Source organism: Nocardia sp. NPDC003693 (assembly GCF_053981095.1).
In genome coordinates this window covers 1-15,233 of the sequence record NZ_JBSFNO010000011.1, presented here as the reverse complement: position 1 = coordinate 15,233, position 15,233 = coordinate 1, and the positions used below count along the sequence as shown (strand labels likewise).

General features: G+C 68.1%; 12 protein-coding genes and 1 tRNA gene. 10 read left to right on the top strand and 3 right to left on the bottom strand.

Annotation, left to right across the window (positions count from 1 at the left end; translation table 11 throughout):
- The first annotated feature begins 238 nt into the window (after nt 1–238).
- Both ACWDOP_RS14590 and ACWDOP_RS14585 read left to right on the top strand, forming a co-directional pair.
- Nucleotides 239–2,275, top strand: a complete 2,037-nt coding sequence (locus tag ACWDOP_RS14590) for an ATP-binding protein (protein WP_456345466.1) — start codon at nt 239–241, stop codon at nt 2,273–2,275.
- A 107-nt stretch (nt 2,276–2,382) separates the two neighbouring features.
- Nucleotides 2,383–2,601: a cold-shock protein gene (locus ACWDOP_RS14585; protein WP_454206098.1), complete on the top strand. Its 219-nt coding sequence runs from the start codon at nt 2,383–2,385 to the stop codon at nt 2,599–2,601.
- Here ACWDOP_RS14585 and ACWDOP_RS14580 read toward each other — a convergent pair.
- Nucleotides 2,579–3,382 (bottom strand): nucleotidyltransferase domain-containing protein, encoded by an 804-nt coding sequence (locus ACWDOP_RS14580; protein ID WP_456345465.1) that lies wholly within the window; start codon nt 3,380–3,382, stop codon nt 2,579–2,581. The two genes, ACWDOP_RS14585 and ACWDOP_RS14580, sit on opposite strands and share 23 nt — an antisense overlap.
- A gap of 619 nt (nt 3,383–4,001) precedes the next feature.
- Here ACWDOP_RS14580 and ACWDOP_RS14575 point away from each other — a divergent pair.
- From ACWDOP_RS14575 to ACWDOP_RS14565, 3 genes are all read left to right on the top strand, one after another.
- A complete protein-coding gene (locus ACWDOP_RS14575) occupies nt 4,002–5,183 on the top strand; it encodes a globin domain-containing protein (protein ID WP_454206094.1) in 1,182 nt (393 codons plus the stop codon).
- Nucleotides 5,174–5,908 (top strand): DivIVA domain-containing protein, encoded by a 735-nt coding sequence (locus tag ACWDOP_RS14570; RefSeq protein ID WP_456345464.1) that lies wholly within the window; start codon nt 5,174–5,176, stop codon nt 5,906–5,908. Before ACWDOP_RS14575 ends, ACWDOP_RS14570 begins: the two co-directional genes overlap by 10 nt.
- Before the next feature lie 123 nt (nt 5,909–6,031).
- Nucleotides 6,032–6,436, top strand: a complete 405-nt coding sequence (locus ACWDOP_RS14565; RefSeq protein WP_456345463.1) for a globin domain-containing protein — start codon at nt 6,032–6,034, stop codon at nt 6,434–6,436.
- A gap of 116 nt (nt 6,437–6,552) precedes the next feature.
- Here the strand turns inward: ACWDOP_RS14565 and ACWDOP_RS14560 are convergent, their stop codons facing one another.
- On the bottom strand, nt 6,553–7,641 hold the full coding sequence (locus ACWDOP_RS14560) for an alkaline phosphatase family protein (RefSeq protein WP_456345462.1): 1,089 nt from the start codon (nt 7,639–7,641) through the stop codon (nt 6,553–6,555).
- Nucleotides 7,642–7,838: 197 nt separating this feature from the next.
- Between ACWDOP_RS14560 and serA the strand changes: the two genes are divergently transcribed.
- Nucleotides 7,839–9,437, top strand: a complete 1,599-nt coding sequence (serA, locus tag ACWDOP_RS14555) for a phosphoglycerate dehydrogenase (protein ID WP_454206087.1) — start codon at nt 7,839–7,841, stop codon at nt 9,435–9,437.
- Between the two features lie 288 nt (nt 9,438–9,725).
- Nucleotides 9,726–10,733 (top strand): 3-isopropylmalate dehydrogenase, encoded by a 1,008-nt coding sequence (locus tag ACWDOP_RS14550; protein WP_454206085.1) that lies wholly within the window; start codon nt 9,726–9,728, stop codon nt 10,731–10,733.
- Nucleotides 10,734–11,121: 388 nt separating this feature from the next.
- On the opposite strand, the gene ACWDOP_RS14545 is transcribed toward ACWDOP_RS14550, so the two are convergent.
- Complete coding sequence (locus ACWDOP_RS14545) at nt 11,122–12,300, bottom strand: MFS transporter (protein ID WP_456345461.1); 1,179 nt, start codon at nt 12,298–12,300, stop codon at nt 11,122–11,124.
- 327 nt (nt 12,301–12,627) lie between these two features.
- Here ACWDOP_RS14545 and ACWDOP_RS14540 point away from each other — a divergent pair, with 327 nt between their 5' ends.
- From ACWDOP_RS14540 to ACWDOP_RS14530, 3 genes are all read left to right on the top strand, one after another.
- Nucleotides 12,628–13,401 (top strand): fumarylacetoacetate hydrolase family protein, encoded by a 774-nt coding sequence (locus ACWDOP_RS14540; RefSeq protein ID WP_454206082.1) that lies wholly within the window; start codon nt 12,628–12,630, stop codon nt 13,399–13,401.
- 13 nt (nt 13,402–13,414) lie between these two features.
- Nucleotides 13,415–14,887 carry a glutamate--tRNA ligase gene (gene gltX / locus ACWDOP_RS14535; protein ID WP_456345460.1) on the top strand — a complete coding sequence of 491 codons (1,473 nt, stop codon included), beginning with the start codon at nt 13,415–13,417 and terminating at the stop codon, nt 14,885–14,887.
- A 137-nt stretch (nt 14,888–15,024) separates the two neighbouring features.
- Nucleotides 15,025–15,096 (top strand) — tRNA-Gln (locus tag ACWDOP_RS14530).
- Nucleotides 15,097–15,233: the final 137 nt, after the last annotated feature.

Below are 15,233 nucleotides of genomic sequence, written 5' to 3'. Positions count from 1 at the left end.
TCTCCCGAGGTGCGATGGACCGCCCGACACCCCGATCGCGACCGCACGGACGCCCTCGCTCCGCCCGATCCCGGTAGCCGAGACCTAGCCGTTGCATCCGGCTACCCCGTGGTGAATCCGGAACCCGACCGTGACGAACCGGTACGCAACCGTTCAGCCTTTCGTTAATCGCGAAGCGTTGCATCGATACCAGGGGTAGCCGAACGAAGGCTGCCGTGAGGGCAATTGGGGGCCCACCATGTACAACGAGGTGCATGCGGCCGCGCTGGATCGCGAAGACCACCGGTACACCATGCGGATCAGCCGGCTGGCGATCGACAAACTCGGCATCCGGCTCTACGACCGGGTGTCGGCGGTGCTGGCCGAACTCATCGCCAACTCCTACGACGCCGACGCCACCGAGGTGGATGTCGCGCTGCCGTGGGGCGTCACGCTGGCGGGGACCATCCGCGCCGCGGACGAACCCGCGTACCGGATCGTGGTGTCGGACAACGGACACGGCATGACCGCGTCGGAGATCAACGCCCACTACCTGATGGTCGGCTCGGACCGGCGCAAGCGCACCGGCTCCGACCTCTCGCGCGAGCAGCAGCGACCGGTCATGGGGCGCAAGGGAATCGGCAAGCTCGCCGCGTTCGGCATCTGCCGCACCATCGAGGTCATCAGCGCGGGGTCGACCCCGACCGACCGCACGCCGCAGGGCTGGCCGGTCGCGCACCTGATCCTGGATCTGGACGACATGCTCTCGGACACCGAGCGCGACTACTACCCGAAGCCGGGCCCGCTGGACGGCACCTTCACCGGCACCCGCGGCACCACCGTCATCCTGCGCAACTTCTTCCGCAAGCGGGTGAACAGCGGCACGGAACTGAGCAGGCAGCTGGCCTCGCGCTTCGGCATCGAACGCTCGGACTGGCGCGTGCAGGTGCGCAACAGCGCGGGCACGGAGTCCTTCACGCTCAGCGATCTGCCGATCGACGTCATGGAGGACACCCGTGTCGACGTCGGCCGGGTGCCGGTGCGCTTCGGGCACAAGTTCCTGCCGGTCTCGGGCTGGATCGCCTACTCCAAACAGCCCTACCGCGACGAGGCGATGGCGGGCGTGCGGATCTACGCGCGCGGCAAGATCGTCGCGCAGACCCGGGATTTCGGCATACCCGCCGGCTTCACCGGCGAGTTCAAACTCCGCTCCTACCTGGTCGGAGCCGTCCACGTGGACTGGCTCGACGACGAGGAGGACCTGGTCCGCTCCGACCGCCAGGACATCATGTGGAACTCCCCGCGCGGGGAGGCGCTGGCGCAGTGGGGACAGGCACTCATCAAGGAAATCGGCAGGCTCGGCGAGAAATCCATTCGCCGCCGGGTCTGGGAGGAGTTCGCCGAACGCTCCCGGATTCGCGAGATGCTGGACGGGATCGCCCCGGGCGACCGCGTGTTCCGCGACTCGGTGCTGGAGGCGGCGCGAATTCTGGTGGCGCACAAGGACCGGGCCTCGCTCGACGATCCTGCGCACATCGAGAACATGGTGCGCCTGGCGCTCTCGCTCGGCCCGCAGCGCAGTCTGCTCGAAACGCTCAAGGAGATCGCCGAGGACGCCGAGCCCGAACTCGACGTGGTCGTGGCGCTTTTCGAGCGCGCCCGGGTCGCCGAGATCTACTCCCTCGGCCAGATCGCCAGTGAGCGGGTCGCGGTGGTGGACCGGCTGCGCGCGCTCATCGACGATCGCCGCTCGCTCGAACGCCCCTTCCAGGAACTCATCGAGACCGCGCCGTGGCTGCTCGCCCCGGAGTGGACGCCGCTGGGGATGAACGAATCGCTGCAGCGGGTGCGCGCGAGCTTCGAACGCTGGTACGCACACAAATTCGGCGCCTCGCTGCAGACCAGCGCGGTCGGCAGCCCCAAGCGCGAACCGGATTTCGTGCTGCTGCACGACTCCGGTGAGCTCTGGATCGTGGAGATCAAGCGGATGGACTACCACCTCACCGACACCGAGTACAACCGCGCGGTCAACTACCTCTACGAACTCGATCGCTTCCTGGAGGAGAATCCGCGCATCGGAGCCCAATTCCCGCGCCGCCGTTTGACGTTCATCGTCGATCACATCGATCGGCTGGGGCCGGCCTCGCTGTCCTCGCTCTGCAGCGACCATCGCGTGGATCGGCGGACGTGGCGGGAGCTGCTGGATTCCACGTTGCGCGCGCACCGCGACTTCCTGGACCGGGTGTACGCCATGCGCGGATCGGAGGACGAGCCGGGGGCGGCCCGGGCGGGTTGAGGCGAATTCCGGGACAACACCGGCCCGTGACACCATGGGGTCGAGGCGCGCGTGGGGACGTGGCCGATTCCACGGTTTTTCCAGGGCATTCGAAGAGGTATGGGGTAATGGTGCACGGCACTGTGAAGTGGTTCGACAGTGAGAAGGGCTTCGGCTTCCTCACCTCCGACGAGGGTGGACCCGACGTGTTCGTCGAGTACACCGCCGTCGAGGGCCGGGGCTTCCGGTCGCTGGCCGAGGGACAGCGGGTGGAGTTCGAGGTGCGCGCCACCAAGCCCGGCCCCGAGGCCGTGGTCGTCCGGGTCATCGGCCGAGGCGGCGCCTGAAGAACTCGGTGGCCAGCGCCCGCGCCCGTTCCCGGTGTGCGGGTTCGTTGCCGGTGAATTCCGCCTCCGCCCGGTCGAATTCCCGGGTGATGAAATCCGCGATGGGCACGGGCACCGCACCCGCACCCATCTCGCGGGTCCGGGACTTCAACTCCGTGAGCGTCTCGATCGAATCGACCAGATCGGCCGGCAGTTCGCACTGGGCGAGCAGCGTCGGCAGATGCATCGGCGCGACGGTCCGGTCCGGGTGTTCGTGCAACCAGCGCAATGCCATGGCCGGCCGCAGCGAATAGAACACCTTCTTCAGCGAGCGGTTGGTGTCGAACAGCCGCCATTGCCGGGCGCCCAGGTGCAGATAGTGCCGGGCCACTTGATCGCGGTCGGCCACCGCGTCGGCCAGTTCGCGCAATTCGTCGCGGAACGCGATGTCGGCCGAATACACGATCGGCGACATCAGCCATTCGATCAGCACGGCGTTGCCGCGTACGAGCAGTTGCAGCGCCTTGACCAGATCCCAGCCGTTCACATCGAGCAGGCCGATCAGCGGCGTCTCGATGACGTCGCGTCCCGGCCACGGGGTTAGGTAGTCCGCGAGCGGGCGGACGTAGACGAAGCGGCAGTCGTAGTCGGAGTCCGGGGAGGGGAAACCCCAGGCCCGGCTGCCACTCTCGATGGCGAGCAGCACGTCGACCCGGTGTTCGCGCGCGATCCGGGCCAGTTCGGCGTCGATCGTCGCGACCACCGCCGGGTCCATGGAGTCGGGGATGTTGCGCAGGGTCATGCTCGGTGAGGCTAGTTGGCGGCGCTCGCCGCGGTCCATTCGATTTCACCGCTCGAGCAGGGGTTATCTGTCCGTGATGTGCGCGCAATTCGCTGCCGGCGAATCGTGTACATGACCCGGCGCACGCCGTCGAATATCTGGGACGCATGTCACACTCCGTTAATCCCCCGTAACGGCCGCGAATCCGGCGTCGATATGCTGGGCGTCGGAAGTTCAATTGGTTTTCCATTCGAGAGGCTTTACTAAATGATCCCCGTTATCATCGAGACCGGTTCCGCTGCTCTGAACGGCCTGCTCAGCACCGGCTCCGCCGCGCTGCACGGCATTCTGAACACCCTGTGGACCGGCTCCTTCGGCGGGTAATAGCCGACCAGAGCAGAAAAGGCCGACCTCGGGTTTCGTAGCCCTGAGGTCGGCCTTTCTCTTTCTTTGGCGGAATTTTCACCGATGGTGCGAAATTCCGCCTCAACTGTGGCCTTCGTCGCATATCTGTGATTTGCGAATGATTTGCCAAAATTCTCGCTTCGACAGCTCCAATCCCATGCCTTAGGTTGTCTGCAAATCGGACGGTCGTCCAGGCGAAAGGGAGTGTGTTGTCGAACGAGGATTCGCGCCGCGGATGAACACCGATGCCCTGCAGGCGAGTTGGCGGTACGTCGAACGTGCCGGCGACGAGGCCACCCAGTACTTCTACGCACACCTGTTCCTCGCGCACCCCGAAGTCCGGGAGATGTTCCCCACCCGGATGACCGCGCAGCGCGCCAAGTTCTTCGCGGCCCTGGGCCGCATCGTCAGCAACGTCGAAACCCTCGCCGCCGATTCGGAATTCGTCGCCCAGCTGGGCCGCGACCATCGCCGCTTCGGCGCGGTCGCCGCGCACTACCCGGCGGCGGGCGCCTCGCTGCTGGCCACCCTCGCGCATTTCCTGGGCCCGCGCTGGACCGCCGAACTGGCCCAGACCTGGACCGAGGCCTATCAGGCCGTCGCGGGGATCATGGTCGACGCTGCCGAGCGCGCCGCGGGGACGCCCGCGTGGTGGGACGCGGAGATCGTGGCCACCGAACGCCGCAGCATCGACGTCACCGTCATCACGGTGCGGCCGCTGCACGAGTATCCCTACGAGGCGGGTCAGTCACTGGCGGTGGAGATTCCGCAGCGGCCGCGGTTGTGGCGGTACTTCACCCCCGCCAACGCCCCGCGCGCGGACGGCACCTTCGACCTGCATGTGCAGGTCGTCGACGGCGGTGAGGTCAGCGCGACCTTCGCCCGCACGATCCGGCCGGGGGATCAGGTGCGGCTCGGCGCACCGGTCGGCACCGCCTTCGTGTTCCCGCCGCAGGCGGTGGACAATCTGCTGCTGATCGCCGGTGGCTCCGGGCTCGCGCCCATGCGCGCCATCATCGAGCGCATCGACCAGGAATCCGAGCACACCGGATACACCCCGCGCGTGCACCTGTTCCACGGCGTGCGCACCACCTGGGACCTGTACGACCACGAGGCGCTGACCGCGCTCACCGAGCATCCCTGGTTCACCTACACCCCGGTGGTGTCCGAGGACCCCGGATTCCACGGTGTGCAGGGGATGGTCGGCGCGGTGGCCGCGCGCGGCCGCGATCTGACCGGGTGTACCGCGCTGGTGTGCGGCTCGCCGGCCATGGTGGCCGCGACCGTCGCGGCGCTGTCCGCCGCCGGAATGCCCAGGCACGCCATCAGATACGAGACATTCGGCCAGGCGCCGGCGGCAGGTACCGCCGCCCCGGCCGCCGAGCGCAGCTTCGACAAGGTTGATCAATGGATGTGACACCCGACGAGATTCGATCCGCCACGTTCAAGGGCGCGCGACTGGGACGGCGCGGCTACGACGCCGAGGAGGTCGATCGCTTCCTCGAGCGCGTGCACATCGCGGTGGCCCGGGTCGCCCGGGAGAACCGCCAGCTCACCCTCACCAGCAATTCCCCGGAACTGGCTCGGCTGCAACGGGAGAACATGCAGTTGGCGGGCAAGAGCGAGGCGCTGCAGCTGCAGATGCAGACCATGGCCTCCGCCGGTGAGGTGGCCGAGCTGCAGCGGCAACTGGCGAACGCGAACTGGGAGATCGCGCGGCTGCAGGAGGAGACCGCCAAGGATGCCCTGGGCATCAGCAATCAGGCCGTCGAAACCCTCAAGCGCGCACAGGCTTCCGCGGATTCGATCGTCGCCCAGGCCGAGGAGCACGCGCGCGAGCTGATGCGCGTCACCCGCGCGCAGCAGCGCGAGATGCTGCAGCAGGTGATGCAGGCCGGACCGCAGCGCGGCGCCTACACCGATCCCGAGCAGGAGGATCAGCGCCTGGCGCAGCTGCAGTCCTATTCCGGACTGCTGCGAAACCAGTTGCAGGCCATGATCATGACGTTGTCGGTCGAGGTCGACAAGCTGGCGCTGCTGCCGCTGTCGGGCACGTCCGAAGCGCTGCCGGACATCGTTCCGGCGTCCGCGTATCCGCGCGACCTGCCGATCGGCGGAACCGGGCACCCTCCGCGCGAGTGATCGGGGCGTTCCCGCCCCGGCATCGCCTGCGGACACAGAGGTCCCGAATTCGGTAGCAGCCCTGCCGAGTTCGTGGCGTGTAAGGAATCAGACACGCAGGAAAGGGAAGTGGGGGAAATCCACATGAATATCGAAGCATTGCAGTCGAGTTGGCAGCAGGTCGGCGCGGTCGGCCCCGAAGCCGTGGAGTACTTCTACGATCATCTGTTCGCGGCGCACCCCGAGGTGCGCGGCATGTTCGCGGACGACATGACGGTGCAGCGCGAGCGCTTCCTGTCGGGCCTCGGCCGGATCGTCACCAATGTCCAAATACTGGCGGAGGAACCGTCTTTCGTGCAGCAGCTGGGCCGCCACCACGCCTCGCTCGGCGTCGTGGCCGCGCACTACCCGGTAGCCGGCGCGTCCCTGCTGGCGACCCTCGAACACTTCCTCGGTGAGCAGTGGACCGAGGAACTCGCCGGGACGTGGGCCGCCGCCTACGGCGCGGTGGTGGAGATCATGCTTTCCGCCGACGAGGTCACCGTCTGATCCGACGGCCGATGTGCACCGGTTCCGGCCGGGAACCGGTGCACCCGTCACAGCGCACCACAACGCCGCCGGACGAACAGCCCGGCGGCGCGAGTCGAAAACGGTTGTGCGGCTGTCTACTTGTGCCCGCTGCCGGAGGACCCGCCGGCCGAGCCGCTGCCCAGGACGCAGAGCGGGTTGTTGACCATCGCTGCCTGGGCGGAGCCGGAGGAGGAGCCGGTCACGCCGGAATCGACGGGCGGGGTGTTGGGGGCGGGAGCCGCGGGGTCGCCGGAGCCGCCCGCGAGCATCGAGACGCCGTCGAGGTCGGCGGGCTCCGGGACGCCGAGCAGGTCCAGGACGGTGGGGGTGACATCGGCCAGGGTGAAGCCGTTGTTCTCGGCGCCGGGGGCGAAGCCGGGGCCGCGGGCGATCACGAAACTCGCTGTCTCGTAGGCGCTCTGGCCGCCGTGGCCGCCTTCGGGCTTGTGGCCGTGGTCGGTGGTGACCAGGATGGTCCAGCGCTCGTTCGAGTGCGCGGCCATGCGGGCGTCGACGGCCTGGGTGATCTTGCCGACCAGGGCGTCCGCGCGGGCGATGGCGTCGCGGTAGGACTGCGGCCAGAACCCGCGCAGGGTGTGCCCGACGATGTCGACCTGGTCCAGGTGCGTGAAGGTCAGGTCCGGGCCGTCCGCGGTGATCGCGGCCGCGACCTGGGTGGCGGCATTGGAATCGGCGATCGTCTCGCAGATGCCCGCGCCGGTCGGGTCGATCTGGGTCACGCCGACCTTGTCCGCCTTGGGATTTCCGGTGCGGGCGATCATGCCGATCGTGTCCCAGGTGCCGAGCGAGACGGTCGACAGGCTCGGCTGCGCGGCCTCGACCCGGGTGAAGACGGTCGGATACGGCGCGAAAGCCGCCGCGTTGCAGGAGGCGTCGTTGTCCACGATGCCGTGCTTGGTGTCCCAGACCCCGGTCAGCGCCGTTGCCCACGAGACGCACGACATGGTGGTGTGGCCCGCGATCGAGGTGCGCGCCAGCGTGCCCTCGGCGACCAGCCGGTCCAGGTTCGGGGCGTTGGCGGCGGCGATCTCGCTGTACAGCGTGCCGTCCAGGCCGATAACCACGACCTTGTTCACCACGGGCGCGGCGGGCGCGGGGGCCGCGGCGGCGAGGGGGACGGCGCACAGGGCGGCGGCCGCGAGAATCCGAGAAGTCCGAGACATGCCGGGCAACCTAGCCGGGCGCGAGCGAGTTCGCAGCGTATTTGGACAATTGACCACAATAGTTTCGGTGAGCGGGAAAACCGGCATGTCACCGGTCTGACGGCACCCGCCTACCGGGCGGTAAGGCAAGCCAAATCTTCGACCATTAAGATTGCGCCCGTAAATCCCGGACCCCTTTCCCGCAGGAGTACCCCACAGTGAGCCAAGCAGGCCGCCCCGTAGTTCTGATCGCCGACAAGCTCGCCCAGTCGACCGTCGACGCACTCGGTGACGGTGTCGAGGTTCGCTGGGTCGACGGCCCGAACCGCCCCGCACTACTCGAGGCCGTCGTCGATGCCGACGCGCTGCTCGTGCGCTCGGCCACCACCGTCGACGCCGAGGTCCTCGAGGCCGGTAAGAACCTGAAGATCGTCGCCCGCGCCGGCGTCGGCCTCGACAACGTCGACGTGCCCGCCGCGACCGAGCGTGGCGTCATGGTCGTCAACGCGCCCACCTCGAACATCCACACCGCCGCCGAGCACGCTGTCACGCTGCTGCTCTCGGCCGCGCGCCAGATCCCGGCCGCCGACGCCACCCTGCGCGAGCACACCTGGCAGCGCAGCAAGTTCAACGGTGTCGAGATCCTCGGCAAGACCGTCGGCGTCATCGGCCTCGGCCGCATCGGCCAGCTGTTCGCGCAGCGCCTCGCCGCCTTCGAGACCAAGATCGTCGCGTACGACCCCTACACCTCCCCGGCGCGCGCCGCCCAGCTCGGCATCGAACTGCTGACCCTGGACGAGGTGCTCGAGCGCGCCGACTTCATCTCGGTGCACCTGCCCAAGACCCCGGAGACCAAGGGCATTCTCAACGCCGCCTCCATCGCCAAGACCAAGCCGGGCGTGATCATCGTCAACGCCGCCCGCGGTGGCCTGATCGACGAGCAGGCCCTGGCCGACGCCATCAAGTCCGGCCACGTGCGCGCCGCCGGCCTCGACGTGTTCGAGACCGAACCCTGCACCGACAGCCCGCTTTTCGAGCTGCCGCAGGTCGTGGTGACCCCGCACCTGGGCGCCTCCACCTCCGAGGCCCAGGACCGCGCCGGCACCGATGTCGCCAAGTCCGTCAAGCTCGCCCTCGCCGGTGAGTTCGTGCCCGGTGCGGTCAACGTCACCGGCGGCACCGTCTCCGAGGACGTCGCCCCGTGGCTGGACATCGTCCGCAAGCAGGGCGCGCTGCTGGGCGCCCTCGCCTCCGAGCTGCCGGTCAGCCTCGAGGTGCAGGTCCGCGGCGAGCTCGCCGCCAGTGATGTTGCGGTGCTGGAGCTTTCGGCCCTGCGCGGCGTGTTCTCCGCCCTGATCGAGGATTCGGTCACCTTCGTCAACGCCCCGTCGCTGGCCAAGGATCGCGGCATCGAGGCCACCGTCACCACCGTGACCGAGAGCCCCTCGCACCGCAGCCTGGTCGACCTGCGCGCGGTGTTCGGCGACGGCCGCACCCTGAACGTGGCCGGCACCCTGACCGAGCCCGCCCAGGTGCAGAAGATCGTCAACATCAACGGCCGCAACTACGACATGCGCGCCGAGGGCCTGAACCTGGCCGTCATCGCCTACGAGGACAAGCCGGGCCAGCTCGGCCGCCTGGCCACCAAGCTCGGCGACGCGGGCATCGACATCCTCGCCGCCCAGCTGACCCAGGACCTGGACCAGGACGGCGCCACCGTCGTCCTGCGCGTCAACGCCGATGTCCCGGCCGACGTGCAGTCCGCCATCGCCGAGGCCGTCGGCGCTGCCAAGGTCGCCCAGGTCAACCTGGACTAGGAAGTACCGGTCCGGCCGGACCTTCTGACACCGCGCCCCTCGCGTCACTTGACGCGAGGGGCGCGGTGCGTCGGGCCGGGGCCGAGCGGACCGTATCGCGCGACGAGCGGATCGGCCGCACGCCGATTCCCGGGGCTCGCACGGCCGCCGTCCCAGTGGTTGGGAGCGGTTCGCCCTGGTGACAGGGGTGCTCGGGGCACCCGCTATCGTGGCGGGCGGACTCTCCGCCGACGCCTCGCGTGAGCGCCGAGAGTGTTCAGGGCCTCTTATCCGAACGGAGCATTGTTCATGAAACTCGCTGTCATCCCGGGCGACGGAATCGGTCCCGAGGTCATCGCCGAGGCGCTCAAAGTCCTCGACGTCGTGGTCCCCGGTGTGGAGAAGACCGAATACGACCTGGGGGCCAAGCGGTTCCATGCCACCGGTGAGATCCTGCCGGACAACGTCATTCCCGAGCTCAAGCAGCACGACGCCATCCTGCTCGGCGCCATCGGCGACCCGTCCGTGCAGAGCGGCGTGCTCGAGCGCGGCCTGCTGCTGCGCACCCGCTTCGAGCTCGACCACCACGTGAACCTGCGCCCGTCGCGGCTGTACTCCGGCGTCACCAGCCCGCTCGCGGGCAACCCGGACATCGACTTCGTCGTGGTGCGCGAGGGCACCGAGGGCCCGTACACCGGCACCGGCGGCGCGATCCGCGTGAACACCCCGCACGAGGTGGCCACCGAGGTCTCCACCAACACCCGCTTCGGCGTCGAGCGCGTGGTGCGCTACGCCTTCGAGAAGGCGCGTCAGCGGCGCAAGCACCTGACCCTGGTGCACAAGAACAACGTGCTCGCCTTCGCCGGTTCGCTGTGGACCCGCACCGTGGCCGAGGTCGCGACCGAGTACCCCGACATCGAAACCGCCTACCAGCACATCGATGCCGCGACCATCCACATGGTCACCGACCCGGGCCGTTTCGACGTGATCGTCACCGACAACCTGTTCGGCGACATCATCACCGACCTGGCCGCCGCGGTCTCCGGCGGCATCGGCCTGGCCGCCTCGGGCAACATCGATGCCTCGGGCACCAACCCGTCCATGTTCGAGCCCGTGCACGGCAGCGCCCCCGATATCGCGGGTCAGTCCAAGGCCGACCCGACCGCCGCCATCCTGTCGGTGTCGCTGCTGCTGAACCACCTCGGCAACGCCGAGGCCGCCGCGCGCATCGAGACCGCGGTCGCCAAGGATCTGGCCTCGCGCACCGCGCCCGCCTCGACCGTCGCGGTCGGCGATCGCATCGCCGCCGCTCTCTGACACCGGTTTTCGCCGTTTCGGCCCCGTTCCCGCGCCGCGGGGGCGGGGCCGAAGTCTGCGCCGGAGGCGTCCGGGGCGCATGATGGACGGGTGCGGGGCGCGCCGAGATCGATTCGGACGCTCGGGAAGTGGCCGAATCGGCTGCCGCACAGCGTGACAAAGGCGGCAAAAGGCTCAGAATTTCCAAACCTTCTGCGCCAGTGAGCTATATCGCATTCATGCATTCGGATGCGAAAACGTAACGGGCGCAGACATTCCGGATTTGCGGGAAATCCGCGAACGGTACGAACCGCGCCGATCCGGCCCCGGCGACAACGGCTTCGGGCCGCCCCGCCGGGGGAGCGGAGACGGCCCGAAAGCTGTCGTTCGGGGTCCGGAAACCCCTCGCTCAGCGCGCCACGCGCGGCACCAATGGGACTGCGGCCACGGCGATCACGGCCGTCAGCGCATAGGTGACGGGGAATCCGGCGACGGTGATCAGCGCGCCGAAGGCGGGCGCCAGCGCCGCCATGACCAGATTCTGCCCGGTGTTCTGGATGCCCAGCCCGCGACCCGACCAGTACGGGCCGGCGATCTCGGCCACCGCGGTGAAGGCCAGGCCGTTGTCGGTCACGGTGATGACCGAGGCCACGATCAGCACCGGAATCGCCAGCCACCACCAGTGCAGCCAGGCCGCGAAGGCCAAGGCGGCCATGGAGATTGCGGCCGCGACGGCGATGGTGCGCAGCGGCCCCAGCCGGCTGGCGACCCGGTCGGACCACATACCCGCGCCGATGCGCCCGCCCGCGCCCAGCACCTGGGTGACCGTCACCAGCACGCCCGCCGCCGCCAGCGACCAGCCCACGTCACGATGCAGCCACAACAGTGCGAAAGTCCACAGCGTGCCCTGCGGAATGGCCAGCAGGATCGAGACCAGGTGGATGCGCCACAGGGTGGAGTCGCCCCGGTAGGGGTTGGCGGGACGGCCTGTCTCGCTGGTGGATTCGGGGCGCGGCGGGTCGATGATGCCGAACAGGCAGGCCACCGCCGCCAGCCCGGCCATGACCGCGGGCACCAGGATCGCGGTCGAGAACCCGTGCGCCGCAGCGACGGCGGGAATGCTCAGCGCGCCGATGCCCACGCCCAGGGGCTGCGCTGTCTGCCGGATACCCATGGCCAAGCCGCGTTTGTCCGGAGGGAACCAGCCCACGATGACCCGTCCGCTCGCGCCGTTCGTGCTGGCCGCGCCCATTCCACCCAGGAACAGCAGAATACCCAGTGCCACATAGTTGGTCACGGTCGCCGCGGCCACGCCCGCGACCAGCATCAGCGCGGGACCGGCGACCAGCACCTTGTGCTCGCCGATGCGGTCCACCACGTAGCCCCAGGCAATCAGCGTGCAGACCAGGCCCACCGTCGGCATGGACACCAGCAGGCCCGCGGTCGCCAGGGACATCCCGCGCCCGGTCAGCGCGGGCAGCAGGAACGGCGTGCCGTGTACGAACACCGCGCTGGAGCTCTGCGCGAAGACGCCGAGGGCCAGCATGCTCCACCGTTTGGCCGAACTCAGCTGTGTCACGGTGGCCATGACCCTCACCTTCAATCTCACTATGTGGAACTGGTATCTTATTCCTTGAACATTGTGCCTCACGGTACACCTGATGCACCCGAGTGCTTCCGGGGCACGCTGTCTGTTTGCTCACACCTTCGGGAGGCCCGATGTGGACCCGCTCCCGGGGGTGAGTTGTCTTGCGTGCAAGTCATTTCCACATTTCGGGCGACCCCGGCATCCGGTGGATGCCGCGCGCGTCACCGGCCGGTCCGGACCGCCCGCGCGCCGCGGCCGCCGGGCTCCGCCGCGCCCCGTGGTCGGGCGCGTTCGGGCAGGTGGCGACCGGTCGATAGGATGCGGTTCATGCGCCTAGGTCGAGTTGCCAGCCCAGATGGTGTCGCTTTCGTCAGCGTGGAAGGAGACGGCGGTGACGCCGTCGTCCGTGAGATCGCCGAACACCCGTTCGGCACGCCGACGTTCACCGGCCGCAGCTGGCCGCTGGCGGATGTGCGGCTGCTCGCGCCGATCCTCGCCAGCAAAGTGATCTGCATCGGTAAGAACTACGCCGCTCACGCCGCGGAAATGGGCGGCCCGGCCCCCGCCGAGCCGGTCATCTTCATGAAGCCCAACACCTCCATCATCGGCCCCAACGTGCCGATTGTGTTGCCGCCCAGCTCCTCTCAGGTGGACTACGAGGGCGAGCTCGCCATCGTCATCGGCCGGCCCTGCAAGGACGTGCCCGCCGCCCGGGCGCACGAGGTCATCCTGGGCTACACCGTCGCCAACGACGTCACCGCCCGGGACCAGCAGAAGATCGACGGCCAGTGGACCCGTGCCAAGGGGTACGACACGTTCTGCCCGCTCGGGCCGTGGATCGAGACCGCCCTGGACCCTTCGGATCTGGAGATCAGCACCGAGCTCGACGGCGAGGTCAAGCAGCGCAGTCGCACTTCACTTCTGCTGCACGATATTCCGAAACTGATCGAATGGGTCACCACCGTGATGACGCTGCTGCCCGGCGACGTCATCCTCACCGGCACCCCCGAGGGCGTCGGCCCGGTCCGGGCCGGTCAGAACGTGTCGGTGACCGTCCAGGGCATCGGCACCCTCACCAATCCCGTTGCCGCCAAGCGCTGATCGAGAGAGAGACATGACAGACGTCCGGGTCCGATTCTGCCCCTCACCCACCGGCACACCGCATGTCGGGCTGGTGCGGACCGCCCTGTTCAACTGGGCCTACGCGCGCCACCACGGCGGGAAATTCGTCTTCCGCATCGAAGACACCGACGCCGCACGCGATTCCGAGGAGTCGTACCGGGCGATTCTGGACGCGCTGCGCTGGCTCGGGTTGACCTGGGACGAGGGCCCGGAGGTCGGCGGCCCCTACGGCCCCTACCGGCAGTCCCAGCGCCGTGACCTTCATCTCGACGTGGTGGCCAAGCTATTGGCGGCGGGGGAGGCCTATGAATCCTTCTCCACCCCTGAGGAAGTCGAAGCCAGGCACAAGGCCGCCGGCCGCGACCCCAAACTGGGCTACGACAACTTCGATCGCGACCTGACGCCCGAGCAGATCGCCGCCTACAAGGCCGAGGGGCGCCCGGCGGTCATCCGCCTCCGGATGCCCGACGAGGATCTGTCCTGGGTCGATCTGGTGCGCGGGGAGACCACCTTCCGTGCGGGCGTCGTACCGGACTTCGCGCTCACCCGCGGTAATGGCGATCCGCTCTATACGCTGGTCAATCCCGTCGACGACGCGCTGATGAAGATCACCCACGTATTGCGCGGCGAGGATCTGCTCTCCTCCACTCCGCGCCAGCTCGCCCTTTACGCGGCCATGCGCCGAATCGGCGTAGCGGAGCACACCCCGGAGTTCGGGCATCTGCCGTTCGTCATGGGCCAGGGCAACAAGAAGTTGTCCAAGCGGGATCCGGAGTCCAATCTCTTCCTGCATCGGGACCGGGGCTTCATTCCCGAGGGTTTGCTGAATTATCTGGCGCTGCTCGGCTGGAGCATCGCCGATGATCATGACCTGTTCTCCATGGCGGAGATGGTCGCGGCGTTCGATATTTCGTCCGTGAATTCGAATCCGGCGCGTTTCGACCAGAAGAAGGCCGACGCCCTGAACGCCGCACATATTCGGTTGCTGGAGTCCGGTGATTTCGCTCACCGGCTGCGGGAGTACCTCACCCTGCACGGGCATATCGGCGCGGAGATCGACGAGAAGCTGTTCGCCATCGCGGCCGATTTGGTGCAGACGCGCATCGCCGTTCTCGGTGATGCATGGGATCTATTGAAGTTCCTGTTCGTGCCCGCCGAGGAGTTCGCCGTGGACGAGGCGGCGGCGCAAAAGAATCTGGGTGCGGACGCGGTTCCGGTATTGGAGGCCACCATTACCGCGCTCGACGGAGTCGCGGCCTGGAGCGCGGCCGAGATCGAGGAGGCGCTCAAAGTCGCGCTCATCGACGATCTGGGTCTCAAGCCGCGCAAGGCGTTCGGTCCGGTGCGCGTGGCCGTCACCGGTTCGCACATCAGCCCGCCGCTGTACGAGTCCCTCGAACTGCTCGCCCGCGACACCGCCATGGATCGCCTCCGGGCGGCCCTGACGGCGGCGTCCGCGCGCTGACGCCTCGTCCGAAAGCGTACAAAACCGGCCTCTGACCAGCCGATTTGTATAACACCGGCATCGGCCTGCTAATCTCTTCTCGGCTCGGAAAGCGGCTGGGAAGTCCCCACAAGGGACAGGCCGAATGCCCAGGTCAATGGGGTATGGTGTAATTGGCAACACAGCTGATTCTGGTTCAGCCATTCTAGGTTCGAGTCCTGGTACCCCAGCTGAGAGAGCCCTCGGGCTCTCGAAACAGTTGGAGATTCGGTGGTTCAGCCACCAGGGAAATCGCCAACAATCCTGGTCCCGTCGTCTAGCGGCCTAGGACGCCGCCCTCTCAAGGCGGTAGCGCGGGTTCAAATCC